Source organism: Oxobacter pfennigii (assembly GCF_001317355.1).
Classification (GTDB): Bacteria; Bacillota; Clostridia; order Clostridiales; family Oxobacteraceae; genus Oxobacter; species Oxobacter pfennigii.
In genome coordinates this window covers 170,584-194,674 of record NZ_LKET01000051.1, presented here as the reverse complement: position 1 = coordinate 194,674, position 24,091 = coordinate 170,584, and the positions used below count along the sequence as shown (strand labels likewise).

27 protein-coding genes, 1 tRNA gene and 1 pseudogene are annotated in these 24,091 nt (G+C 41.3%); 19 read left to right on the top strand and 10 right to left on the bottom strand.

Annotation, left to right across the window (positions count from 1 at the left end; all coding sequences use genetic code 11):
- Positions 1-186: 186 nt before the first annotated feature.
- Positions 187-261, top strand: a tRNA-Thr gene (locus OXPF_RS18140).
- A 185-nt stretch (positions 262-446) separates the two neighbouring features.
- On the opposite strand, the gene OXPF_RS22645 is transcribed toward OXPF_RS18140, so the two are convergent.
- On the bottom strand, positions 447-623 hold the full coding sequence (locus OXPF_RS22645; protein ID WP_160317264.1) for a hypothetical protein: 177 nt from the start codon (positions 621-623) through the stop codon (positions 447-449).
- A 257-nt stretch (positions 624-880) separates the two neighbouring features.
- Here OXPF_RS22645 and OXPF_RS18135 point away from each other — a divergent pair, with 257 nt between their 5' ends.
- Positions 881-1,498 (top strand): DUF4143 domain-containing protein, encoded by a 618-nt coding sequence (locus OXPF_RS18135; RefSeq protein ID WP_054876630.1) that lies wholly within the window; start codon positions 881-883, stop codon positions 1,496-1,498.
- 142 nt (positions 1,499-1,640) lie between these two features.
- A complete protein-coding gene (locus OXPF_RS18130) occupies positions 1,641-2,021 on the top strand; it encodes a pyridoxamine 5'-phosphate oxidase family protein (protein WP_054876629.1) in 381 nt (126 codons plus the stop codon).
- Between the two features lie 92 nt (positions 2,022-2,113).
- Here the strand turns inward: OXPF_RS18130 and OXPF_RS18125 are convergent, their stop codons facing one another.
- Positions 2,114-3,820: a flavin monoamine oxidase family protein gene (locus OXPF_RS18125; protein ID WP_054876628.1), complete on the bottom strand. Its 1,707-nt coding sequence runs from the start codon at positions 3,818-3,820 to the stop codon at positions 2,114-2,116.
- 621 nt (positions 3,821-4,441) lie between these two features.
- On the opposite strand from OXPF_RS18125, the gene OXPF_RS18120 reads away from it, so the two are divergent.
- The 6 genes from OXPF_RS18120 (at position 4,442) to OXPF_RS18095 (ending at position 10,030) form a co-directional block, all read left to right on the top strand.
- Positions 4,442-4,927, top strand: coding sequence for a putative immunity protein (locus OXPF_RS18120; protein WP_054876627.1), 486 nt, complete (start codon positions 4,442-4,444; stop codon positions 4,925-4,927).
- Between the two features lie 96 nt (positions 4,928-5,023).
- Positions 5,024-5,701 (top strand): DUF6273 domain-containing protein, encoded by a 678-nt coding sequence (locus OXPF_RS18115; protein WP_201779742.1) that lies wholly within the window; start codon positions 5,024-5,026, stop codon positions 5,699-5,701.
- Positions 5,702-5,859: 158 nt separating this feature from the next.
- On the top strand, positions 5,860-6,270 hold the full coding sequence (locus OXPF_RS18110; protein ID WP_054876626.1) for a Fur family transcriptional regulator: 411 nt from the start codon (positions 5,860-5,862) through the stop codon (positions 6,268-6,270).
- Positions 6,271-6,305: 35 nt separating this feature from the next.
- Entirely contained in the window at positions 6,306-8,498 is a 2,193-nt protein-coding gene (katG, locus tag OXPF_RS18105) for a catalase/peroxidase HPI (protein ID WP_054876625.1), read from the top strand.
- 119 nt (positions 8,499-8,617) lie between these two features.
- Entirely contained in the window at positions 8,618-9,061 is a 444-nt protein-coding gene (locus tag OXPF_RS18100; RefSeq protein ID WP_152967800.1) for a YbaN family protein, read from the top strand.
- A 27-nt stretch (positions 9,062-9,088) separates the two neighbouring features.
- Positions 9,089-10,030 carry a DUF1848 domain-containing protein gene (locus OXPF_RS18095; RefSeq protein WP_054876624.1) on the top strand — a complete coding sequence of 314 codons (942 nt, stop codon included), beginning with the start codon at positions 9,089-9,091 and terminating at the stop codon, positions 10,028-10,030.
- 45 nt (positions 10,031-10,075) lie between these two features.
- Here OXPF_RS18095 and OXPF_RS18090 read toward each other — a convergent pair whose 3' ends face one another.
- The 7 genes from OXPF_RS18090 to OXPF_RS18060 form a co-directional block, all read right to left on the bottom strand.
- Positions 10,076-10,963 (bottom strand): phosphatase PAP2 family protein, encoded by an 888-nt coding sequence (locus tag OXPF_RS18090; protein ID WP_054876623.1) that lies wholly within the window; start codon positions 10,961-10,963, stop codon positions 10,076-10,078.
- 209 nt (positions 10,964-11,172) lie between these two features.
- Positions 11,173-11,940 (bottom strand): ABC transporter permease, encoded by a 768-nt coding sequence (locus tag OXPF_RS18085; protein WP_054876622.1) that lies wholly within the window; start codon positions 11,938-11,940, stop codon positions 11,173-11,175.
- Positions 11,941-12,699 carry an ABC transporter ATP-binding protein gene (locus OXPF_RS18080; RefSeq protein ID WP_054876621.1) on the bottom strand — a complete coding sequence of 253 codons (759 nt, stop codon included), beginning with the start codon at positions 12,697-12,699 and terminating at the stop codon, positions 11,941-11,943. It abuts the gene before it with no gap.
- Positions 12,700-12,713: 14 nt separating this feature from the next.
- Positions 12,714-13,064: a DUF1048 domain-containing protein gene (locus tag OXPF_RS18075; RefSeq protein ID WP_054876620.1), complete on the bottom strand. Its 351-nt coding sequence runs from the start codon at positions 13,062-13,064 to the stop codon at positions 12,714-12,716.
- Positions 13,065-13,073: 9 nt separating this feature from the next.
- Positions 13,074-13,421 carry a DUF1048 domain-containing protein gene (locus OXPF_RS18070; protein WP_054876619.1) on the bottom strand — a complete coding sequence of 116 codons (348 nt, stop codon included), beginning with the start codon at positions 13,419-13,421 and terminating at the stop codon, positions 13,074-13,076.
- Complete coding sequence (locus tag OXPF_RS18065) at positions 13,421-13,744, bottom strand: PadR family transcriptional regulator (protein WP_054876710.1); 324 nt, start codon at positions 13,742-13,744, stop codon at positions 13,421-13,423. The genes OXPF_RS18070 and OXPF_RS18065 overlap by 1 nt, the downstream gene beginning before the upstream one ends.
- A gap of 170 nt (positions 13,745-13,914) precedes the next feature.
- On the bottom strand, positions 13,915-14,094 hold the full coding sequence (locus tag OXPF_RS18060) for a helix-turn-helix domain-containing protein (protein ID WP_054876618.1): 180 nt from the start codon (positions 14,092-14,094) through the stop codon (positions 13,915-13,917).
- Between the two features lie 169 nt (positions 14,095-14,263).
- Between OXPF_RS18060 and OXPF_RS18055 the strand changes: the two genes are divergently transcribed.
- Positions 14,264-14,836: a DUF4275 family protein gene (locus OXPF_RS18055; protein WP_054876617.1), complete on the top strand. Its 573-nt coding sequence runs from the start codon at positions 14,264-14,266 to the stop codon at positions 14,834-14,836.
- Positions 14,837-14,912: 76 nt separating this feature from the next.
- Positions 14,913-14,984, top strand: a pseudogene (locus OXPF_RS23675) (SEC-C metal-binding domain-containing protein); the annotation flags it as partial.
- Positions 14,985-16,219: 1,235 nt separating this feature from the next.
- On the opposite strand, the gene OXPF_RS18045 reads toward OXPF_RS23675, so the two are convergent.
- Complete coding sequence (locus OXPF_RS18045; protein WP_054876615.1) at positions 16,220-16,432, bottom strand: cold-shock protein; 213 nt, start codon at positions 16,430-16,432, stop codon at positions 16,220-16,222.
- A gap of 510 nt (positions 16,433-16,942) precedes the next feature.
- Between OXPF_RS18045 and OXPF_RS18040 the strand changes: the two genes are divergently transcribed.
- From OXPF_RS18040 to OXPF_RS18010, 8 genes are all read left to right on the top strand, one after another.
- Complete coding sequence (locus tag OXPF_RS18040; RefSeq protein ID WP_054876614.1) at positions 16,943-17,824, top strand: MBL fold metallo-hydrolase; 882 nt, start codon at positions 16,943-16,945, stop codon at positions 17,822-17,824.
- 116 nt (positions 17,825-17,940) lie between these two features.
- On the top strand, positions 17,941-19,602 hold the full coding sequence (locus OXPF_RS18035; protein ID WP_054876613.1) for a DUF2207 family protein: 1,662 nt from the start codon (positions 17,941-17,943) through the stop codon (positions 19,600-19,602).
- A gap of 466 nt (positions 19,603-20,068) precedes the next feature.
- On the top strand, positions 20,069-20,203 hold the full coding sequence (locus OXPF_RS23435) for a DUF6904 family protein (RefSeq protein ID WP_278308409.1): 135 nt from the start codon (positions 20,069-20,071) through the stop codon (positions 20,201-20,203).
- A gap of 65 nt (positions 20,204-20,268) precedes the next feature.
- The gene (locus tag OXPF_RS18030; protein WP_054876612.1) at positions 20,269-20,838 is read left to right on the top strand and encodes a DUF6904 family protein; all 570 of its coding nucleotides are present in this window, start codon (positions 20,269-20,271) and stop codon (positions 20,836-20,838) included.
- 159 nt (positions 20,839-20,997) lie between these two features.
- On the top strand, positions 20,998-21,198 hold the full coding sequence (locus OXPF_RS18025; RefSeq protein ID WP_054876611.1) for a hypothetical protein: 201 nt from the start codon (positions 20,998-21,000) through the stop codon (positions 21,196-21,198).
- A 189-nt stretch (positions 21,199-21,387) separates the two neighbouring features.
- Positions 21,388-21,864, top strand: a complete 477-nt coding sequence (locus tag OXPF_RS18020) for an MGMT family protein (protein ID WP_054876610.1) — start codon at positions 21,388-21,390, stop codon at positions 21,862-21,864.
- A 61-nt stretch (positions 21,865-21,925) separates the two neighbouring features.
- Entirely contained in the window at positions 21,926-22,624 is a 699-nt protein-coding gene (locus OXPF_RS18015; protein WP_054876609.1) for a response regulator transcription factor, read from the top strand.
- Positions 22,621-24,024 (top strand): HAMP domain-containing sensor histidine kinase, encoded by a 1,404-nt coding sequence (locus tag OXPF_RS18010; RefSeq protein WP_054876608.1) that lies wholly within the window; start codon positions 22,621-22,623, stop codon positions 24,022-24,024. Before OXPF_RS18015 ends, OXPF_RS18010 begins: the two co-directional genes overlap by 4 nt.
- Positions 24,025-24,091 lie beyond the last annotated feature (67 nt).

Genomic DNA, 24,091 nt, shown 5'->3' with positions numbered 1-24,091 from the left:
ATAACCATAAACTTATTCAAATAGATTTCCCGGGAAATATAGATGAGGCGTCAGAGAATCTTTATTGTCAGTATAAAATCAGCATGAATTTACATATGCTTTCAGGAATGCAGAGGATTGATATTGACTCAGATGAGCGTTTGATTAATAATATATATGTTAGGGTATAAATTTATATATTGATATGCTGGTGTGGCTCAGGGGCAGAGCAGCTCACTCGTAATGAGCAGGCCGTGGGTTCGATTCCCACCACCAGCTCCATGAAAAAGAATCGTTACTAACGATTCTTTTTATACTATGAATAGTGAAATGATTTTTTATCGTATGATAGAATGAATTGTTATTACGGCTCATATATTTTTCTAATTTCGTTAAACCAACTTTTTACTTATAAGCATTAATATCTTTTAAATGTTCTTTCGTCATTTTTTTAGATGCTTTACGATTCAATATAGGCTGTATAGTTTTTTCCTTTGTGCTATATCTTGCATATCCAGTTTTACTTTGTCTTTTAAAAACTGTGAGATATCAAATGTTACCCATTCTGATAAATCTTTGCTGAGTTCTATACCAAATTTTTCATTTATCAAATTAGGATGAATGTAATTTTCCATTTCCCTCATCTTTGTGTTAAGTCCATAACGCCTTCCATCACTTGTAGTGTGATTTCATCTATAAGTTCTTTATATTCAGGTCTGTCGCTATCATATAGATGAAATTCATTTGCGTTTTAATCCTTAAGATAGTCTTTATTAATCCCCATGCAATTAAGTGGCTACCATGTATTGAAATAATGGAGATATTTACTTGTATTAAATCAATGATTTCTTTAAATTTTGAAAAAACTATGTAAATTAAATCACTTATGTCATAATAGTTCATGAAAGTAGGTGACTTTATATGCCGGGGAAAATTGGTTCAAAGGCAGGTATATTTAGACTGGCTTAAAGACTGGAGAGAGCATCAGGTAATTAAGGTTATATCCGGTGTTCGAAGATGCGGCAAATCCACACTGTTTCGTCTTTATATCAACACAGTTGATAAATATCTTAATGCATTGTGCGGCAGTTATATGTTTTATAAAGTGGACCGTTATGATATCAGAAGCAGGCAGCATTTAAAAACAATAGGCAAGTATTATGCCGTGGACAACGGGCTTAGAGAACCAAAGCTCAGCACATCTTCATCCGATATGGGCCATGTTTTGGAGAATATTGTTTTTCTTGAGCTTAAAAGACGGGGCAATAAGGTGACCATAGGAAAGCTGTCACAAAAAGAGGTTGATTTTGTTGCAGAGAGCAAAGATGGAATAACGTACTATCAGGTTTCTGCAAGTGTATTGGATGAAAACACCCGTAGACGCGAGCTTGAACCGCTGCAGAAGATACCGGATTATCATCCTAAGATTCTTATTGCCATGGATGAGATACCACGCTCAGCCAACTATGGCGGCATCCGGCAGTTTCATGTCGTTGACTGGCTCCTTGGAGTGTCTTAAGTTTAATATGCTCGTATGTGTATTAAAGAATATTTTCCCTGCTTGATTAAATATCAGCACTCAAGTACAATAAAGTCAAATCAGAAAGTAAAAACGTCAGGCCCAGTCATGCAAAGAATATAATTTGAAAGGATGCGTTTCAATGAATAAAGCTACAGAAATTTTACAGCAGGCTAAAACTTTCTACATAGCCACCATGGACGGCGATCAGCCCCGTGTCCGACCCTTCGGTGCAGCCGTTGAATTTGATGGCAAAACTTACATATGCATGAACAACACTAAAAAGGTATTCCAGCAGCTTCTTAAAAATCCTAAGGTTGAAATCAGCGGCATGGTCAGCGGAAAATGGTTCCGTATTACCGGTACTCTTGTCCGTGACGACAGGAATGAGGCCAGAGCTGAATTTTTAAAGCTGCGTCCCGTTCAGATGTATGAGGCCGACGACGGTATTTTTGAGGTCTTTTATTTCTCCGAGGTATCTGGAACAATCGAATCCTTCAACGAGCCGAAGGAAACATTTTAACTTTAATACTTCTTCAGAAAGGCTGCTTAAAATGCAGCCCTTTTTAATTCTGCCTTTCTGCCGCAGCCCGCTTTATAAGACAGCATAATTTATTATTTATATCCATAGGCTTTCAGATAGTATGCCAGTGCATTAACGGCAATCATGGCTGAATTAACGGCAGCTTGAATCCATCCATTTGGAGGATAGTATGCTTCTCCGGCAAAATATATCCTGTTTTCATATTCAGGCTTTAACATATCGAATAGAAAAAGTCTCCCCTGTCCGGGTAGGAAATTGACAAATGCTCCTGTAATCCATTGATTTCTGTCCCAATCAATAGTCTTATAATTAATTACCACATTATCAAGGTAATTCTCAGGTAGGCCCTGGGTTAATTCAACTTGCCGTTTTATTAATCTAAAGCGATGAGTCAGAAAATTACCTAACCTTACTGCATCGCTACCAATGTTATATGAAGCTGTAAGTACACCGGGCCTATTAGGATTGCAATTGATATTTATACCAGTCGTATTTTGATGACATTGTGAACGGTCTGACGGATACATAATTGATTGGATAAGCAGATCAGTATTTGAAGTTCCGCCTGTTATCCCCTGCCTTTCCCAAAAACGTTCATTGCATAGGAAAAGTGTCTTTTGAGCATCCACATAATTAACTTCTCTTATTGCCTCCATCATTTCATTCGAGAATGGTGGATGTAAGGACATTTTTCTCAGCGTTGTCAGAGGTATAGTGAAAAATACATAGTCAAATTCTTCATGGTTGATTACAGGATAAGTCTCGGTAAGATACCTTAATATAACCTTTTTATCTTTGTCGGACTTGTAGACCCTCCCAACATAGCATCCCATTTTAAAGGTGACTTTTCCGAGTACATGCCTTGGAAGTTTATATTCTTGGGGGTTATCTGAGGTCAGCGATTTATAGAAGGCAAGCGGGAGGGTTATCATCCCTCCATCTATTTCATAGGTATTTTCAGTAAATACGGCATAGTTTGTTACGAGCTCGGTATAGAAAGAACCTTCTATGAATGCATTAACCGTTGGGCTAAGGCTCGTAATAAGTTCGATTGCAGCGTCACTTAACCCGGCATTTTTTAATCCCTGACGTACAGTTATGGTAACAGTATTGACATATTCAGGAGGAAGCTGGGGACTTACTAATAAAAGCTCTGATCTTAACTCGGGACTTAAACTTTTTAAAGCTTTATATAGCACTCGGTTATAAAGCTCAGGCCATGGAATATTTCTTTCTGATGGGGTGAGGTTAAACATGGGGTAAATCTTTTCCATTATATCCTTAGGGTTATTTCTTGCTCTTATACCTCTTACATGTACAAAGGTATCACCTTTTTCACCGGTGATTTTTGTAGTGTTTAAATTGAATAGATTGATATAATGCCAGACCGCTTCATGAGATGCTGGGATACGCCCTGCTCCGAGCTCACCATAAATTTTCTTGCCTTTGTCAAAATAATGAGTGTATATCCTGCCTCCGATTCTTTCATCTTCCGCTTCAAATATAGTTATATCAAAGCCAAGCTTCCTAAGCTCAAAGGCAGCAGTCAGCCCTGCAACGCCAGCCCCTACGACTGCAACCTTAGTACCTTTATATTGCCCCGGTGTTGCATAAGCTGCTATATCAGGGGGCGGACTTAGGCTTTTGATTATATATTCATAGTCTTCAGGCCTGCCTTCCTTAACCAGTGATTCCTTAACCATTTCATATCTTTGTGCGTCAGTAGGGTTATTAGGGACCTGAAGAGGAGCTTTGGATACCTTGTGAGTAAAATACATATACCATACCTCTAAGAAGTATTTTATATGATTCTATTCTTGGAACATGCTAAACATAACCAAATTCTTTTGACAGTTCTATCGGTTCAGATTATTTCAATATGCTTTTTTCTTGAAGATAATTCTATGAAAATCACTAGTGCTTGAGAATTGGTGAATATCTCTTCATACACAGCGTTGACAAACCAATTTTCTATAACTATTCTTATATCTTTAAAGCTTTAAGAGGAAATAACACTCCGGTATGGCAAATGAGGTATTTATTAAAAATATAATAAAATATAAGTTAATACTGCAGAAAAAATATTGCCCCATCTACTATCAGAAATGTCCAATAGCTTGAATAAATTAATACTTGAGAGTATTAATCAAAATTATCAGAAACCCAGAGAACAGTCTGTCAATAAAGGCAAATCAATAAATAAGCTAAATAATATTAAAATAGAATAAATACTAAATGATAGCTAAAGGCATCAGGACTTAAATTATGATTTTATCTGAAGAAATAGGGGAGCGCGATGAGCGGTTGTTGTCCTCCCTGTCTGAGGTTGAGAGTAATACGAAGGAAATGATTAACTATATAAGTGAATTAATAAACCAAAAATTTAAAGGGGTGCAATTATGAGAGGCGGAAAGAAAGATAGTTATATGGGTGATGTAGGAATAATAAAGAAAATTGATGATATTACTGAGTTAAAAGATGAACTTATTGCTGCGTTTGACAGTAAAAGTCATAGCCATAAGGCTATTTCATGTTACAGCCTGCTGTTAGCACAACATATTTTAGATTTAACCAATATACAACCTTGTGATGCAATTAATGAATGTTTTGATATCAATAGGAAATGGCAGGAAGGAAAAGCAAGGTTCCAGGAGGCAAGGGATGTAGCTGATAAGATACACAAGTTAGCCCGTGAGGAAAAAGACCCCATAAAAGTAAAGGTTTTAAGGGTTATGGGGCAGGTTGCTGCTACTCCTCATGTGAAGAGACATGCTTTAATAGCTTCAGATTATGCAATAACTTTAATTAATTTAATGTATCCAAAAAATTTAGAGGAAGTAAGCAAAGAAAGAAAAATCCAAATAGAATTAATGAAGAGTGTTTAATAAAAAAATCTAGCGTTATAAATTCAGGTTCACCGTGAGATTATGAGTGTAATGACAAGCAAAGATAATTTATATACTATGAAGGAGGAGAATGATTTGCAAATAGTTGAATGTTACCGGAATGCAAAGCCAGGAGAAATCATTACTTTTGGCACTTATCCGCAGACTGCAAGCGGAGCTGATGCAACACCAATAAAATGGCGGGTGCTGCAGAATTCAGGAAATGAGCTGTTTATCTTGAGCGAGGATATTTTAGACTGCAGGCGGTATCACGGCAGGACCATGGATATTACATGGTATGATTGCGTGGATATTACGTGGCATGACTGCGATTTGCGCAAATGGCTCAACGGTGAATTCTATAACACTGCATTTACCGCCGAAGAAAAGAAATTAATAAAAACGGCTCATTGCACGGACAACGGAGAAGACACCCCTGATACGGAGGACAAGGTTTTCCTGCTTAGTGTTAATGAGATAAAGGATACATCTGATAAACAAGGCAAGGATTTGCGGCGTACTGTTGGAACGGACTTTGCTAAATTGAAAAAACCCGATGGATGCAAATTACGTCCGTACGATAAAACAAATAAAAATAACTATATAATCAGAAACGGCGAAGAAGTTGGCTGTGCCTGGTGGTGGCTGCGGACCCAAGGGAATAAACCTTCCCGCGCATATTTTATCGGTACAAATTCCAGTATTCGCAGCTATGGGAATAACAGTATAGCCGGTTATGGCGTGCGCCCTGCCTTAAAAGTCAATCTTAGATGAACCCTGCGGATTATGTGAATATTAAAAAATTAATTTTTTAATATTTTTGATTGATTTGAACATTTTTAATCAGTATAATACAATTATAACAATATCAATTTTGTAATCATTACAAATATATATCAATTCCTTTTATTTGAGTAAAGGATGTGATTCAAATGAAACCCTCATTTGAAGATTTGAAGAAAGAATTAAAGGTTAAAAACATTCAGCTTTCGCATCAAAGATTAAAGGTTTTAGAATATCTGGTTAAAAATCAATGTCATCCTACGGTAGATATGATATTTACAGACTTGCATAAGGACATATCAACACTTTCGAAAACAACGGTTTACAACACATTGAGAATACTGGTGGAGGCGGGTTTGGTAAGAGTGATTAATATTGAGGACAATGAAGCCAGATATGACATTATAGTTGAAAACCATGGACATTTTAAGTGTGAGTGCTGTGGGACAATATATAATTTCAGTATTGATATAGATTCATTGGCATCGGAAGATTTGATCAACTTCAGGATTAATGATAAAAATGTATATTTCAAAGGCGTCTGTCCAAGATGCCTTTAAAATATAAATAAAATAAAATGAAGGGAGACTTAGTTATGGAAGAAATGAAATGTCCGGTTACGGGCAAAACACGAAAAGACATTCCTGCCGGTGGTACTACGAACAAAGAATGGTGGCCGAACCAGCTGAACCTGAAGATTCTTCATCAGAACTCAAGCTTGGGTAATCCCATGGGCGCTGACTTCAATTATGCTGGAGAATTCAAGAAACTTGATCTGGAAGCCGTGAAGAAGGACTTATATGATTTGATGACTGATTCCCAGGAATGGTGGCCCGCCGATTACGGCCACTATGGGCCTCTCTTCATCCGAATGGCGTGGCACAGTGCAGGTACGTACCGTACCGGCGACGGCCGCGGCGGCGGAGGCTCCGGGTCCCAGCGCTTTGCTCCTCTTAACAGCTGGCCGGACAATGTGAATCTGGACAAGGCTCGCCGCTTGCTTTGGCCAATTAAGAAAAAATATGGCAAAAAGATTTCCTGGGCTGACCTTATGATCCTTGCCGGCAACTGCGCTATCGAATCCATGGGATTAAAGACATTCGGTTTCGGCGGCGGCCGCCAGGATATATGGGAGCCAGAAGAAGACATTTACTGGGGAGCCGAGAAGGAGTGGCTTGGTGACAAGCGCTACTCAGGTGACCGGGATCTTGAGAATCCTCTGGCAGCCGTACAGATGGGCTTGATTTATGTTAATCCGGAAGGCCCTAACGGACAACCCAGTGCCATCGCTTCCGGGCGTGACATTCGGGAAACCTTTGCACGTATGGGGATGAACGACGAGGAAACTGTGGCACTTGTCGCAGGTGGACATACTTTTGGCAAATGCCACGGCGCCGGTCCTGCATCCCATGTGGGCAAAGAGCCAGAGGGTGCTAGTATTGAAGAACAGGGACTTGGCTGGAAGAACAGCTTCGGCAGTGGCAAAGGCTCTGATACTATCACCAGCGGAATTGAGGGAGCCTGGACTCCAAACCCTGTAAAGTGGGACAACGGTTATTTCGATATGCTGTTTGGGTACGACTGGGATTTGCGCAAGAGCCCGGCAGGGGCTTGGCAATGGGTTCCCACGGATCCGGCTGCAGCAGATATTGTACCGGATGCCCACGATCCTTCCAAAAGGCATGCACCTATGATGACAACAGCTGACCTGGCTTTAAGGATGGATCCCATTTATAGGCCCATAGCAAAGCGGTTCCATGAAAATCCCGAGGAGTTCGCAGACGCTTTTGCACGTGCGTGGTTTAAGCTGACTCACCGCGACATGGGCCCCCGCTCACGCTATCTTGGCCCGGAGGTTCCTGCGGAAGAACTGATCTGGCAGGATCCGCTACCGGCAGCCGATTATGAATTGATAGATGATAAGGATATTGCGGATCTTAAGGGTAAAATTCTGGGCTCCGGATTATCTGTTTCACAGCTGGTTTCTACAGCCTGGGCTTCAGCGTCCACATTCCGGGGTTCAGATAAGCGCGGCGGAGCCAACGGAGCCCGTATACGTCTTTCACCGCAAAAAGATTGGGAAGTCAACCAGCCGGCTCAGCTAAATACTGTTCTTCAGGCCTTAGAAAAGATCCAGGCGGAGTTCAATAATGCTCAGACAGGCTCAAAGAGGGTTTCACTGGCTGACTTAATCGTCTTGAGCGGATGTGCAGGTATAGAACAAGCTGCAAAGAATGCCGGTCACAATTTGGTGGTTCCCTTTTTGCCCGGACGAACTGATGCAACTAAGGAACAGACCGATGTGAAGTCATTTTCGGTGCTGGAACCTGCTGCAGACGGATTCAGAAACTATCTGAAAACTAAATTTTCCGTACCGGCAGAAGAACTGCTGGTTGACCGTGCGCAGCTATTGACATTGACTGCTCCGGAAATGACGGTTTTGCTTGGGGGCTTAAGGGTTTTGAATATCAATTATGATCAGTCCAAGCATGGCATGTTCACCGACAGGCCGGAGGCTCTCACCAACGACTTCTTCGTCAATTTGCTCGACATGGGCACAGTATGGAAAGCCACTTCTGAGGATGATAACGTGTATGAGGGCCGTGACCGCGTTACAGGTGAGCTTAAGTGGACCGGTACCAGGGTGGATCTGATTTTCGGTTCAAACTCCCAGCTCCGGACCATCGCGGAAGTCTATGCATGCGGCGACTCTTTGGAAAAGTTCCTGCAGGACTTTGTGTCTGCCTGGAATAAGGTGATGAATGCAGACCGTTTCGATCTTGCATAAAATAAACTTTACATCGCGTATTTCGAGAAGCTTGAGGCCCCTCTTGCTTACTCGGCTGAGAGGCAGGTAGGTGAAATAGTCACCTACCTCCTGTTCTATTTTGATAGGAGGTAGCATAGTTGGAATTATATTCGATTAAAAAATACTTACTTGTTTTTCTAGGATCATTATCTTTAGCTCTAGGGGTGGCGGGCATTATTATCCCTTTACTTCCAACCACTCCCCTTCTGCTGCTTGCCTCTTACTGTTATCTGCGAAGCTCCAAAAGGCTGTATAATTGGCTGATCAATCACAAAGTCTTTGGAAAATATATATTGTACTATTTGACTTATAAGGCTATCCCAAAGAAAACGAAAATCACTGCAATTTTTTTTCTTTGGTCAACATTGATTATTTCTATGATCCTTGTATCTTCACTGCATATCAGACTTTTCTTAATTTTGGTCGGAATAGGTGTGACCGTTCATCTTATGATGTTAAAAACACTGAGTCTTGAAGACATTAAAGCGCTTAATGACTTGCATTGTAAGCCTGAAGAACAAACCTCATTAAATGAGGAATAATACTTTGAAGTTTGAAGGAATGATTAGATGATTGTAAGTGCCAGCCGAAGGACCGATATACCTGCATATTATTCCCATTGGTTTTTAAACCGAATTAAAGAGCAATATGTTTTAGTACGCAATCCGATGAATATTCATCAAATAAGCAAAGTCAATTTATCACCTGATGTAGTAGATTGCATTGTTTTTTGGACTAAAAACCCTGAACCGATGATTGATAAACTTGATAAACTAAAAGGTTATAATTTTTATTTTCAGTTTACACTTAATTCATATAGCAATGATATTGAGAAAAACATTCCTTCAAAAAACCGCTGTTTAATTGAAACTTTCAAACGCCTTTCTGCAAAGATTGGCGCTGAAAGGACTATATGGAGGTATGATCCTATTTTTTTAAATCAAAAGTATACAGCTGAGTATCATAGTGAATACTTTGAAAAGTTAGCCAAGCATCTAAGTAATTATACGGAGAAATGCACAATAAGTTTTATGGATTTCTATCCCACAATAAAAAACAATATTGTTTCTCTTGGAATAACCGAAATGACCAAAATGCAGCAATGGGATATTGCGGAACAATTATCGAGAATTGCTTTTAAATATGGCCTTAAGATGGATACATGCTGTGAAGGTATTGATTTAAGTAAATTGGGCATCAGACATGCAAAATGCATAGATGGTGACTTGATATCCCGAATTATTGGGAGTTCTCTAAGTGTTGAAAAAGATAAAAATCAACGGTTAGAGTGCGGATGTGTTTCAAGCATTGATATAGGGTTATATAATACTTGCTGTAATGGATGTAAATATTGCTATGCAAATCACAGCTTAGCTGTATTACAGAAAAATAGGGAAGGGTATGATATGAATTCTCCTCTGCTTTGCAGTCATGCCAGACCCGGCGATATAATCAGTGAAAGAAGTGTAAGGTCATTGAAAGATAATCAGATAAGCTTATTGCCAACCTGATATAATACAGCGCTTTCGTTCTGAAAGCTGCCCGGAATAAAAAGCTTATCCCTGGATGTTAAGCTGATGGTTTGTATCAAAAAATTTTGCGCCGAACATCTTTTTAAACAACAAAGGTGCGGCGACAGTGATCCAGAATCCTATGAGAAAGTAGCGAAGGTAATTTGATGCAAGGTTTTCTCCCAGGACTTCCTTTACAAGCCCTTTTATGGATATCAGCACAGCCATACCGATAATAAACTTAGCAGCCTGCTGCCAGGCGGAACTCTTTGCCTCATAATGAATGTACCGGCAATCCAAAAGGTATCCGATGACAAAACTAGTGAAGGTCCCCGCAATTTTGTAATAGTCGTTGTCCTGTATAAAGACCATTCCCAGCGCCATGGGAATAAACATAAACAGCAGCAGAACTTTCCGGTTCGCCCTATCGGAATAGCTGAATATGAGATTGGCAACGAACGCCCAGGTAATACCCGCAACAGCTCCGACGGCCACGTCCAGAAGCGTATGAACCCCCAGATACATCCTTGACATAGCCATAAAGATAACCAGGGTGCTCCCGGCGGCATAAAGCCATTTTTTTCTGAATGCCGTTCCGATGGCTGCGCTCAAAGCCGATATGCCCTGGGTGTGGCCGCTTGGGAAGGAGTAGCCTGTGGCTGTTTCGGGACGTATGGGAATAATGCCTCTATCCAGGATAAAAGGCCGCGGAAGCTTAAAGGCCTCCTTTAAAGAAAAATTGAATATCCAGGAGGTCAGATATGCAAAGCCGATTGCATAACCGGACTTTTTATTCACACACCATAATATAAGGCATAAAACAGCGATGGCAAAATAGTCCTCTCCCAATACCGTAATAAATGTAAACGCATGGTCCAGCACAGGATTTCTTATGGACTGAATCCATTTGAGCATTTCTAGTAAATATTCCATTGATTTGGACACCTCTCTTTGTATCATTATAAATCCATTATTATTGTAAAGTAAAATTGCGCTGAAAAAACCACCCGAAGGGGTGGGAAAAGAAAATTTTATATGATATTGGTTGATTTTACTCGTAATTTTGAGGAAGCCGATTTTCATAAATGAGATTTAGAAGGAACTTCTATATATTTAAAGTACGATAGCAAAAATGTTGAATTTTACGCCCGTTTTTTATACGCCCTCATCGCAAAAATGTAAGCCACAAGCATAATCCCGATACACCACGCAAGAGCGACCCAAATGTCATTGCTGACAGGCTGACCTGACAGCAACGCGCGGATGGCGTCCACTATTGAAGTAACCGGCTGATTTTCGGCAAAAGCACGGACGACTGGCGGCATCGATTCGGTCGGCACAAATGCCGAACTGATAAACGGCAGAAAGATAAGCGGGTAGGAAAAGGCGCTTGCACCGTCCACCGATTTTGCAGTCAGTCCAGGAATCACCGCAATCCATGTCAGGGCCAGTGTAACAAGCACGAGTATACCGGCTACGGCAAGCCACGAGAGTATCCCTGACGATGAGTGGAAGCCCATAATGAGCGCCACGAGAATGATGACGACAACCGAAATAGCGTTAGATACCAGCGAGGTCAGCACATGCCCCCAAAGAGCAGCCGAGCGCGCAATCGGCATAGAATGAAACCGTTCGAAGATGCCCCGCTGCATGTCCATAAACAGACGGAAAGCCGTATAGGATATGCCGCTTGCAATAGCCATCAGCAGGATGCCGGGCAGCAGGTAATTTACATAGTTATCCGTGCCAGTTTGTATCGCCCCGCCTAAGACATAGACAAACAGCAGCATCATCGCGATCGGCATGATGGTGACCGTGATGATGGTGTCCATGCTGCGGGTAATATGGCGCATGGAGCGTCCAAGCATAACGCCCATATCACTGAAAAAGTGTTTCTTTATCGCTTCCATTTACTTTTCCTCCTTATTGCCGATTACTGCGAGGAATATCTCCTCCAATGTCGGCTGTTTTTCCACATACTCCACCTTTGCAGGCGGGAACAGTTTTTTCAGTTCCTCGAGGGTGCCGCTCACGATAATCTTTCCTTCATGAAGAATGGCAATTCGATCCGCAAGCTGCTCGGCTTCCTCCAGATACTGCGTAGTTAGGAACACCGTCGTACCAGTGTTAGCAAGCTCTTTGACAACCTTCCAGACCTCGATGCGTCCTTCGGGGTCAAGCCCGGTGGTAGGCTCATCAAGAAAAATAAGCTGCGGTTTTCCCACAAGGCTCATGGCGATGTCGAGCCTGCGGCGCATACCGCCCGAATAGGTGGAAACCCTGCGGCTGGCGGCGCCGGTCAGACCGAAGCGGTTCAGTAAATCCTCCGCGACGTCACGGGGATTGTTAAGGTGCCGCAGTTTGGCGATCATGATAAGATTTTCCCGCCCGGTCAATATCTCGTCTACGGCAGCAAATTGTCCGGTCAGGCTGATGGACTGCCGCACATAGTCCGGCTTTGCCGCAACGTCGAAGCCGTTGATGGCGGCAGTTCCGCCATCCTGTTTAAGCAGCGTGGTGAGGATTTTTACAATGGTCGTCTTGCCTGCGCCGTTGGAGCCGAGCAGAGCGAAAATACTGCCTTTTTCCACCTCGAAATCTACGCCCTTTAGAACATGAAGTTTCTTGTAGGACTTATTAAGCCCTTTTACTTCAATCGCTTTTCCCATCTCGATATCCCCCTTTACTTTGTTTTATCCGTAACCTTTTTCATGGCTTTGTTAACTTCTTGGTGAACCGATTCTTGATAGATGTCAGCGTAAGTTTTGGAATCTTTGATTAGATCGTCGCAGAAAGCCGCTACGTCACTGCCCGTCACATCGAGCACGCCTTTTCCCAAGGCCGCTCCCCCTTCAAAAAGATCGATAATTCCCGAGAGCAAACCCGTCCCGTTGGTCAGTTCAACGGGGCCGACCTTAAAGAGATATTTTTGGATCTCTTTATAAACAATCTGATAATCTCGCGGGAGCGCTTTGACACGCGCCATGTGCACACGCCACTCTTTTTTGCCTTCGATGATATCTTGTATTCTCATTTTATCCTCCTATTTTCCTAACTTTTTAGCGACATTATTGTTGAGTTGCTGGCGCCACTTGTCGCGGTAAGACTTTGCCCCTTCCTCACCGGCCAGCGCTGAACAGAAGCCTTTGATATCGTCACCAAAAACCTTTTGTACACTCTGACCATCCGCCGCCGCTTCTTCGAGCAGGCCAAGCACACCGTCAAGAATTGGCATGAGGTTGCGGCCAGTGAAATCCGAGTGGGGCCAAAGATTGGCCTTAATTTTTTCCCATGCCGCTTGATAATCAGCCGGCAGCTTTTTGGCTCGAGATTCAAAGGCTTTCAATTCTTTGGTCATGTCGCCGCCTGTAATCAATTCCCAAAAATTCATTATTTTTTCTCCTTTAACTCGTTAATTTTCGATGATACGAACTCCCACTTTTCCCAGAACTTCCGCAGTTCCTTGCGCCCCGCGTCGTTGAGGGTGAAAAACTTGCGCGGAGGTCCCATATCGGAGGGCTTTTTTTCTATATCCACGAGATTATTTTTCTCAAGCCGCACCAAAATGGTGTAGACAGTTCCATCCACAACATCTGTGAAGCCGAGGGCATTCAAACGCCGCGTGATTTCGTAGCCATAGGTTTCGCCACAGCTTATAATTTCAAGGACGCAGCCCTCAAGCACGCCTTTGAGCATTTCCGTTAGGTTTTCCAGCACAATCACTCCTTGCTATTCTGTATGACTAATATTCTGTACTACTTACTACTGCTATATAGTAACACTAAGTAGTTGGTTTGTCAATAGAGGTTGCTTTGATAATGAATTCCAACTAAAATGCAAAATGCTAACCGGCAACTGTAGCCCTCTGAAACGACTTGAACAACTTAAGATTTTTCACCTCTTGGAAGTTCATCCACTATGACATTAAAATAATCCTGCGAGTTGAGGAAGGAAAGCAACATCCGGCATGACAGGCCATTTTCCCACTTACTTACTGCCTGGGAAGAGAGGCTGGTGTGCTCTGCAAGCTGGTCCTGTATAATGCCCTTCCCAAGCCGAGCCATGATACGGGGCCTACCAGAACATTTATCAATTTGCAATTAGGCGGCTTCAGCAAATTCTAAGCAAGTATACCTGTAGGCACATTTTTTAGGTTGTTCTCTTTACCTTTATAAAATATAATTAGCATAAAGAGTGAGCGTTCACAGTATATGCCAGAGGAAGGGTTGAGTTATGTCAAGAATCTTTAGTGAGATCTTCTGGAAAGAATTTTTTAAAGAAATAGAACGGATTGATGAATTAGAGGACAATGAAGAAAAAGAAATCCGGCATCAGCTGTTGGATGAAGTGACAAACAAGATCAATGATTACAGCAGTCACATTTTTGATTATGAATATTCACAAAAGCGGCAGAAAGTCATAGAAAGAAGCGTGGTCTTTGTCCCCCAGGAAAATCTTCGCATGCTAAAAACCAGATGGAGTAAATTGTTTGCTAAATCTGTGGATGACCAGACAAAAAGTAAAATCCATTATTCACAGTTTAAGTGGCATATTTTTAGCTTTAAAGTAATTTCTTTCCTTGAGAAGGGCGAAGCCAGGAAAGCATTTGACCAATGCCAAGAAAATACAGTGTATGCATTTTACCAGGATAGAGACGAAGCTTTTTTGATAAAAAACCCATCTCTTCTCCAATCGGGGGACTTTGATATGGAGAGTGATATTTACATATTTGATACCATCGAAAAATGGACATATATCCATACCCACGAGGAACAGTGCGGGCCATACTTTTACTGTGTAAAATAAAATTGACATCTTGAAAAGCCATTTTTACAAAAGCTATATACAATATATCCATTTATTATTTAAGGAGGATAAAATGAATAAAATTGGGAGAAACGATTCCTGCCCTTGCGGCAGCGGCAAGAAGTATAAAAAATGCTGTATTGATAAACCATTGCCTGAAACGGCACAATTGGGTGTGAAAGAATACCGGGAAAGCTTCTGGTCCTATGAAGAAGTAAATGAAATGAGCATAGATGAAATCATCAGCAAATTGCTGAGCATGGGCATTGCTTTTGAAAAAGAGGAATTTTTACGGGAAGTAGAAACCTTTTATTCTGCACAACAATTATCTGAGAATTGGTTTGAAACCTTTAATGTAACGGCAAAAGATTGGGATGAGGATTTTCCGTGGATTGCTGCGTGGGTGCTATGGGAGCGGCTGGCGCCTCAAAACATTTTATCGTTGGAGCAAATGAGCGATTTAATTGATAAGGGGTTTGAAAATTTAGCTGAAAATGATTCTAAACCGGCTTGTGATACCTGGCTAACTGTCTGGGACGCAATAAAGTTCAGAATTAAGCCGGAGTTCAAAGACATGGATTATTTGGATGAGCAATACAAAGGAAGCTTCTATGTTTCAAACTTTTGTCAGGATTTGGAGAACGAACTGTATAATGCGGGATTTGATGATCCAGCCTATTTTGAAATGTGTATCGATTATTGCAAAGAGTTCTGCAGCTTTTTTCCGGATGAGGATGAGCTTATCATCCATAATATGAGAAGGACTATTGCCGATTCATATATACAGCTGGACAAAAATGAGGAAGCAAAAAAAGAGCTTGATAGCTTGATAAGCGGTTATCCCGGTAATCCCTGGAGCTATATTGCTTATGGAGACATGTATTGCTTTGGAAAGAATACAATCAAGGATACAAATAAAGCTAAGGAGCTTTATGAGAAGGCGCTTTTATTTGCAGAAAAAGAATATGATAAAAAAGCTATAGTGGAAAGGCTGGAGGATATAAAAGATTAGAACTATATGCCCCAACCACCGGAGCGGGTTCAAATCATCAGCTATAGGATTATTAAAACAAAAGGATGTGAGTATGCAGGCTTGCCTTTTGCTTATTACTGGATTCACAGCCGGAATTACTTATGTTATGATATCAGAAAAAAATATAATAATCCGGCTTATGGAATAAACTATGACGGAAAGTATTTGCTTTAAAAATCGATGAAGACAATGGTGAAGCTGATGAGCGTACTTAATTCAGATATCATCAAAGTAGAGATACCCTGTGGGCGGAAGTCCAGAGAAGGCTTTATTTGTAAAATCCCCTATAATCACTCAGAAAGGAAAAGCGCCAAGCCCATTGGGCTTGACGCTTTTGATATTTATTCTGTTTACGCAGCTTTGACGTTAACAGCACGCAGTTTGCGGCTGTCTTTGGGGTCTTGCTCGATGTCAAAGGTGACCTTGTCGCCTTCGTTGAGGGATTTGTAGCCATTGCTCTGAATTGCGGAGAAATGCACGAACACATCATCGCCACCATTCTCGTTGGTGATGAACCCAAAGCCCTTTTCAGAATTGAACCATTTTACTGTACCGTTATTCATAACTAGTACCTCCAAAATATTATTTGCACTCATAACTGCATATAAAAAATCACATGCTTTTGTAAACCATCAAATGAAATCAATGACTTACAAAAACATGTGAGACAATGCAACACTTAGAATACCTATTAAGTATACCATGCATTTTAAGAAAAAGCAACCCTTATTAATGGTAATAATTTTCTTCACAGCACATTAGGATAAGCAAGCTCTATCTCTTCCAGGCCATCGTCTGCTACATCACCTATCATTCCTGCAGCTCGGACGGCGGTGAGGATATTTGTCTGAACAGGTTCGCCAGTGGCAGTTCAACAATAATCGGCGGTGCATCTATTTTGTGCAAATGGCAAAAAATCAGAATACACATGGTATCTTCAGGATTTTTTATGTTACACTAAAGAAAATGCAGGATAAAATAACAGATAAATAATTAGGTTACCGTATAGTGGATTGAAAATTACTTATATCATTAACAATCACAAAAATTTTCATAACCGGAGGATAAAATTAATGTATGAACTAATTCAGGTAGGTGCAAACAGTTATTATGTTCAGAGCCCGGCAAAGATCGGTATTATTAAGGTAAACGATAGGGATGTATGCCTTGTAGACAGCGGAAGTGATAAAGATGCAGGAAGAAAGGTCAGGCAGATATTGGATGCAAATAGCTGGCGGCTGACAGCAATATATAATACGCATTCTAATGCCGACCACATCGGCGGCAATAAATATCTGCAAAGCCAGACAGGATGCAAAATTTATGCTCCGGGTATCGAATGTGCATTTACAAATCACCCTATCCTGGAGCCGTCCTTTTTGTATGGTGGATTTCCGCCAAAGGATTTAAAGCACAAATTTCTCATGGCCCAGGAAAGCGGCGCAGAATACCTTACACCGGATGTACTCCCAAAAGGTATGAGCATCATTGATCTTCCCGGCCATTTCTTTAATATGGCTGGTTTTAAGGATATGGACAACGTGGTTTATCTGGCAGACTGCTTATCAAGCAAAGAGACTCTGGAAAAATATCAGATTGGATTCATCTACGATGTAGCCTCTTACCTTGACACCTTAGAAATGGTCAAGACTTTAAAAGCAACTATTTTTATCCCTGCCCACGCAGAAGCGACAAGTGACATAGCGCCGCTGGCCCAGCTTAATATTGATAAGATTAACGAAATAGCTGATAAAATACTTGAGGTATGCATCAAGCCCATTATCTTTGAAAGGGTTTTGCAGCAGCTATTTAATGACTATGGCCTGACAATGAATTTTGATCAGTATGTGCTTGTAGGCAGTACAGTCCGCTCATATCTTTCCTGGCTTAAGGATACCGGACGAATGAGAGTAGCTTTTGAAAATGGGCAGCTGCTTTGGGAAACAATAAAGTAAATCACTAAATCAATGTAGAAAAGGGGAAGTTCACGTCTTGCGCATACATATAATTGAAGGGAGTAAAATAACTTTATAAGTAAAATTGTCTGACTATACAAGGAAGGGGAAGGCAAATGAAGTCAAAACAAAAAAGGCTGCTTATTTTTTCTATGCTATTCACAGTACTGCTGGTTCTGAGCACAGCTCGGGTATTTGCGGCAGAGGATGCTATACCTTCCGTTACTGTTGATGCCGTCCTTAATAATGATGGTTCTGCTGTTATAACGGAGATTTGGGAAGTGCGCGGTGTATCCAGCGGTACCGAATATTATAAGGCCCTTAATAACATGGATGGAATGAACGTCCATTCTCTTTTAGTATGGGACGAATCAGGAATGCAATATAAAACTCTTAATAACTGGGAGATAAATCTTTCCAGGGAGGAAAAGGCCGGCACCTGCGGTATTTTGAAAAAATCCGATGGATACGAGCTCTGCTGGGGCATCGGCAGTTACGGCGACCATAAATATACCATTCAATATGTACTGGAAGGCCTGGTAAAAGATTATGGCGACTACGCCGGATTTTATCATCAATTTATATCAGAGCTATCAAGCGCTCCGGAGCGTATCTCCATTAAAATCCGTATGGAGGATACTAATCTGACGGCAGATAACGCACGCATCTGGGGTTATGGCTTTACAGGGGAAGTCGAGATTGGGAACGACGGCAGCCTTAATGCTTTTTCCACCGATGCTCTGGACGGCAGTGACTACGTGAATGTGCTCTGCCGCTTTGACAGAAGCTTGTTTCCATTGGCTTCCGATGCCGATATGGCTTTTGAAAAGCTGCAGCAATCCGCAGAAAATGAAAACTCTAATGCGGCTCTTTATGTGGTTCTTGCTGTTTTAGCGGCGGTTATTATCCTGGCTGCCTTTCTGGTTGCTTTCTTTTCTTCACGGTATAAGCTGGCAGACGGTACAGCAGTGCGGCTTCCCCCGAGAAGGGAAATACGCCCGGAATGGGCGGTACCTTTTAACGGCAGCATTCCGGCCGTATATTTTGCTATGAAATTGCTGCGCAGAGTAATTACATATGAAAAGCTTATGAGCGCCTATCTCATCCGCTGGCAGCAGGCAGGATATATCCGCATCGAAGAGCGTGAAAAAGAGGGAAATATAAAAAAGCCAAAAAAAGAGGAAGCAATTGTTTTCAATCCAGAGAAAAAACCTGATAAGGGCACGGAGCAAACCCTGTATAAAATTTTAACGATTGGCACCGGTGGGGAGGGCATTCTCAGAACCTCCGATATGGAAAAACGGGCGGAAGAGTTATATGGGAAGCTTACCGCTTGGTCGGAAGAAGTAGAGAATGATGGTAAGGAATTACTGATCCGCTCCGGTGCGGCAGAAGATACAAAAGGTGTTATACGGTTTACGGCTTCGGGTTTTGATGAAGCTGTAAAAATTCTTGGATTTCAAAAGTATTTGATGGAAATGAAAGAAGAAAATGAAAACAGCATCCATCAAAGAGAACTTTGGGGAGATTATCTTGTGTTTGCCGCCCTACTCGGTCTGGGAGAGCAGGTTCTTAAAAATATGGAGGTCCTTGATCCTGCATATTTTAATACCTTCGCTGGAACCTATGGCTATAGCGCTTACAGCATGATACACTTTATGACCATGACAAATCATATTTCAAATGCTTCGACGCCGAACACAAGCGGAACCGGTGGCTCTGCAAGCTCTGTAGGCGGCGGCGGTTTTTCCGGCGGCGGCGGAGGCGGAAGCCGATAAAAAGGCAAGGCTTCCGGGTGAAGACTATTGGACTGTTTCATAAGTCAAATTTATAAAAAACGGTCTTTGCAAAACATTAAAATAAATATAAAATTAATCACCTCGCTCCATATAGATTAGGAAACGAGGTGATTTTGTTCTCACTTTAACCCACTGAAGTGACTAATGAAAAGCCCCTTTTTGTTTATTAATAGTGGGAAATATAAGTTTATAAAGCCGGAGAAAGATTGAAGGGCTATATCATCATCCCAAGATTCTGATAAATGGATGAGATACCGCGTCCGGCCAGCTACGATGGCATCCGGAAGTTTCATGTGGTTGACTGGCTCCTTGGAGTATCTTAGGTTTAAGAAAGCAATATGGAAAAAGTTGCTGTCATATATGAATTTTGATATGATTTTTATAAATAATAAAACGTCTGATATGTCTCTAATGCGGAAAACAATAAAATGCAAGGGGAATTGATATGATTAAAATTAATAATACACCAAACCTTACCGGAGTGACGATAAGCGGCGACTTTAACGACTTCTATGATCTTGTCGAGGCATTCCATGATATCACCATACCTGGATTCGGAAAAGCATCGCAGTTATTTTGATATGTCCACTCGCGTACTGGGGCTGTGCTATTGATATAAGGCATGCCTATCAGGGAGACAGAGAGGTGGAATTAGTTGAAAATCATATGGATGAGGATAAAATGAAACGGCATGGAGTCATTACGCCTAAAAGCAATGTATACTACAGCTGCAACTGTTTTTACCCCGAAATTTTTTTTATAATGATTGCTCTAAACGAGCTTATAAAACTGAGGATTATGGATTTGACCAAAACAAAATACTTATACAGAGAAGCCATGGACAGAAAAGTTATCTGGGATGAGACAATTGCAATCCTGCGGCTTTTCCAGGCCGAGTTTGTAAAATGCATCAAAGAAACTTTTTCAGCTCCTGTCTTTTCCCGATGGATGAACCTGCTTAACGCGGACTATATACATATACAGGAAATTGCGGGGCAGTATATTGATTTGCTGAATATCAAGTATATAAATATGACCAGGGAAAAGAGGCTTAAGAACCTGTCCACTATTGTCAGGAGAATAGCGGAATTCAGGTATGACAACGAGCATAATGAAATAAAAGAAGTGGTTATTGAGGTTGCAAAAGAATATAATTGCGAACCGGGAGCAATCAGATTACAGGAGGTTGAGCATCCGGAGAATATAGAATGGTAGCATGGAGCAGTATACCCGGTCAGCTTGCCAAAGAAAACAGAAAGCTCCAGTATAAGCTTATAAAAACCTGGGCAAGAGTATATAGGTATGAACTCCCCTATTGATTGGATGAAGGCGGTGGGAATTATTTATGAATGACTGAAGGTAGCAGAAGGCAAAATGCCATTATCAGCATATGCAGATAATGCATCCTTTAAAATATATATGGTGGATACAGGATTATTGTATTCTAAGTTTGATATTGCTGCCAATGTAATTATAGATGAGCTTGACTTTATAATACAAGACTCTTATGAAACAGGGTGGAAGTTGTTATCTCAGTTAAATAATTTCAAAATAAGTTTCTATGTGAACTGGTAGGGGGTAAGCCCTAAGAGAGCTAGAAATAAATAGATGCATAGAAGGGGGCACGCAAAGGTACCCCGCTTTCTTTTTTTTATTAATCTTTACATGGACATCTAATAAATCGGAGTATATAAAAAATATAAACTGTCTCATTGCATAAAAGAATAGGATACTTTATTCTTTACTCATGGGAGGTGCATTGTTATGGCAAATAAACAAAACAAGGATTTTAATGCCATGCTGAACAATAATAAGGATATGCCCAAAGTGCAAATTATTGCCGATGAAAAAAGCATTGAGAAATATGGCGGGAATAGGATGTATTTTGCCCCGCCTGCTGATTACGATCGGGTAATGAAAAAAGTACCATGGGGAAAGGTAATAACAGTAGGATATATCAGGGATTACTTCGCGAAAGTAAACAATGCGGATTTTACAGATCCAATCACCGCAGGAATTTTTATTTCTATTGTCGCATGGGCAAGCGAGCAAAAGAGCGACGACAAAACGCCATACTGGAGGACCCTTAAGTCGGATGGCGAATTGAATCCCAAGTATCCCGGCGGTATTGAGGCACAAAAGGAAAAGCTGGAGGCAGAAGGACACACCGTTATCCTGCGGGGAAGAAGTGATATCAAATATTATATGAAGGATTACCTGGATAGCCTGTATCAGCTATAACAAACAGCTTGACAATACTCTGTACTGTTATATCAAAAATATGAATGGGAGGCGTGCATAGATGAATATCCTCGTAGCGGAAGATGAAGCGGATATCAGAAACCTGCTAAAAGTAAACCTTGAAGAAAATGATTATACGGTTTTTGCTGCTGAAAATGGCCTTGATGCATGGGATATCATAAAGGCTCAGGAAGTAAATCTGGCTATTCTCGATGTAATGATGCCCATGCTGGATGGCTTTAACCTATTGAGAAAAATCCGTGAAAAAAGCACCATTCCCGTCATCTTCCTGACGGCAAGAGCCGATGATATGGACAAGCTCCTGGGGCTGGGAATGGGTGCGGACGACTATCTGGTAAAGCCCTTTTCCATGAAAGAGCTTATTGCACGGGTGGCAGCACAGCTGAGAAGAAGTAATGAATATACTCTTTCAAAACAGCAGGAGAACAATGTAATAGAATATGGAAGGCTGCGTATTGATAAGGAGGGCTGCTGTGTCTATAAGGACGGCAATCCCATAGGGTTAAACGCCAAGGAATACAAGCTGCTTCTGTATATGGCGGAGAACCCCGAAAGGGTTTTCACAAAAAAACAGCTTTACCATGCGGTATGGGACGAAGACCTTTATTATGATGATAATACCATAATGGTACATATCAGCCATATACGAAATAAAATCGAGATAAACCCACAGGAGCCGGAGTACATAAAAACAATCCGGGGGATTGGCTATAAATTTCATACAGGTGAAACAAGATGAGAAGAAGGCTGTCCAATGAGTTTTTTATGAATTATTTGATGGTATTTCTATTATCACTTCTTGCTGCTGTTTTTGCTTTCCTTATTCTTAACTTTGCAGATAATATCATTTCAAAAACCCTTGTAAAAAACATATACACAGCAAACTCCATTATGCAGTACGACTACGCTAAAATAGACGCATCACCCGTTATTCAAAACAGTGGAGGGATACAGATTATTGATAAAGAGTACCGGGTGGTATATTCCCAAGGCATGGACACCATTAAAAAACAGCAGCTTACAGCCGCTGAGTTCACGGACTTTTTAACAAACAGCAAGAGCAAGGGCATACCTTATAATTACGATATAGCCTTTAATCCTAAGGGAGAATTCTGGCTGGTTGTAACCTTTCCCACGTCAATAAGGCTGGACTTTTCCATTGTATATAACCGGGAAGCTGTGTCTAAGGACATGAAAAATGTGGCGGCTGCTTTTACTCTCGTCTTCCTGTTCTATCTTTTTTTACTTGCCGTTTTTGCCGCTGTTTACTCCAGAGTGACTGCGGTGCAAATCACAAAGCCGCTGCGAAAGCTCATTGAAGGCACAAGACTCCTTAAGGAAGGGGATTATTCCGCCAGAATTGACCTGCGCCTTAAAAACGAATTTGCCGAGCTGCAGGATACCTTTAACGACATGGCGGAAAGAATCGGGCGGGAGATGGCCTTAAGGAAACAGTCCGAGGAGGACCGGCGGAAACTGATTTTGGATATTTCCCACGACCTTAAAAATCCTCTGGCAAGCATTTCAGGCTATGCCGAGCTTTGCATGGAAAATAAGAACCTCACATTAAAGGAGCAGGGCGATTATCTGAAAATTATTCATAACAATAGCCAGAGAGTAAACAAGCTTCTCATGGAGCTGTTTGAGCTGTCAAGGCTTGAAAGCCCCCAATTTTCTATTAAACCTGTCAGGACTGACATATGCGAGTACCTCCGTCAGACATTAGGCGAGCTTTTGCCTTACTTTGAGCAGGCAGGATTTAATTATGCCTTTGATATTCCCGATGAAGCTTGCTATGCAATGGTGGATACGGTGCAGATGAGCCGTGTTTTTCATAACCTTTCGGATAATGCCATCCGGTATAATCCTGAAGGAACTGTAGTTTCTGTAAGCTTATCCAAGGGGTCAGAAGAAATTACCATAGTTTTTGAAGATGATGGAATCGGTATTCCTTCTAATGTATCTGAAAACATTTTCAAGCCTTTTGTAAGGGCGGATGATTCCCGTAACTCCAAGACCGGCGGAACGGGACTGGGGCTTTCCATTGCACAGAAAATTGTGGAAGCCCACGGCGGAAGCCTGACTCTGCGGCCCGATACCAAAGGCTGTTCCTTTAAAATTACAATTGCTGCGATTTAAGGTAGATTTAAGATAGAAATAAGCTGAATTTCAGGTTCATTTGTTACCATGATAATGAACTGAAATT